This is a genomic window from Corynebacterium sp. HMSC074H12 (assembly GCF_001813755.1).
Taxonomy (GTDB): domain Bacteria; phylum Actinomycetota; class Actinomycetes; order Mycobacteriales; family Mycobacteriaceae; genus Corynebacterium; species Corynebacterium hiratae.
This window is the reverse complement of record NZ_KV813947.1, coordinates 78,493-79,575: the sequence shown is the minus strand read 5'-3', so window position 1 is coordinate 79,575 and position 1,083 is coordinate 78,493. Positions and strand designations below refer to the sequence as shown.

Annotated in this window: 1 protein-coding gene; it reads right to left on the bottom strand. The window is 60.6% G+C overall.

What is annotated here, in order from left to right; all coding sequences use genetic code 11:
• A partial coding sequence (locus HMPREF2932_RS12590) for an APC family permease (RefSeq protein ID WP_071410293.1) occupies window positions 1-1,083 on the bottom strand: 1,083 nt, incomplete at both ends.

Sequence of the window (1,083 nt, the reverse complement as noted above, 5' to 3'; positions counted from 1 at the left end):
GAACAAAGAGCAGCGCCAAGAACCCGATGGAGAGAACGCACCCGGCTAGCGCGAAGTACTCATAAAACTTATTCGGTGCAATGGGCCGAGTCATTCCGGAAACCTGCCCGGTGCGCGCAATCTTCCAGGCGCAGAAGCAGGTATAGAAATACGCCACCGTGATGCCGGCACTGGACATATCGACGACCCACGTCAACGCCGCGCGCCCGAACCACGGGGTCACCAAGCACACCGCGCACACCAAAAGAATCGCATTGCGCGGGGCGTGCTGCTTGCCCTTGAGCTCACCAAGGCGGCGCGGAACCAAGTTAGCCCGCCCCAGCGTAAACAGCACACGGCTTGCCGCGGTGTAGAAACCATTAAGTCCTGTCAACACACCCGCGCTCACCGCAACGACCATAAGCACCAAGCCAGCTGGTCCCATCACCTCGCTAATGGCGGCTGCCGGTGGCCACGCCTCCCCTTCGAAAGCTTCGTGACGGGTTCCCACAGCGATGGAGGTTGCAAGCATCATCGCCATATAAATAACCGTCGCGACAGTAATCCCCCATAGCAGAAGCCCCAGCGCCTTCCGCGGAGAGAAGTTAAACTCACCTGCCAGCTGCGGAATGGAATCAAAGCCCACGTAAGCCCACGGGGCAAAAGCGATGATGGTCGCCACCGCCGCAGCCGGCGGCACATCCACGGGAAAAGCTGGGGCAAGCTCCGGGCGCTCGACGACGTAATAGATCACCATCGACGCCACGATAACCACCACTGCCAGGATCATAAGCACCACGGCAAAGAACTGGAACCGGCCGGAGAGCGCAGCACCCTTGGAGTTCAACCACGCGAACCCAATGATAAACAACGAGCAGATGACTACTTCGGGGAGATAGATGGTCCACCCGGCGACGTCGTAAAGCGCGCCCCGCATAACCAATTCAGGGAACGTGACACGGAAGACGAGCGTGACCGCCGACGCATTCAACGCGACAACGCACGAGTACCCCAGTGTCAGCGCCCACCCCGCGATAAACGCGTGAGTTCGGCCGAGTGCGGCCATGGCAAACGCCACGCCACCACCGGTCAGCGGCAGCGCGC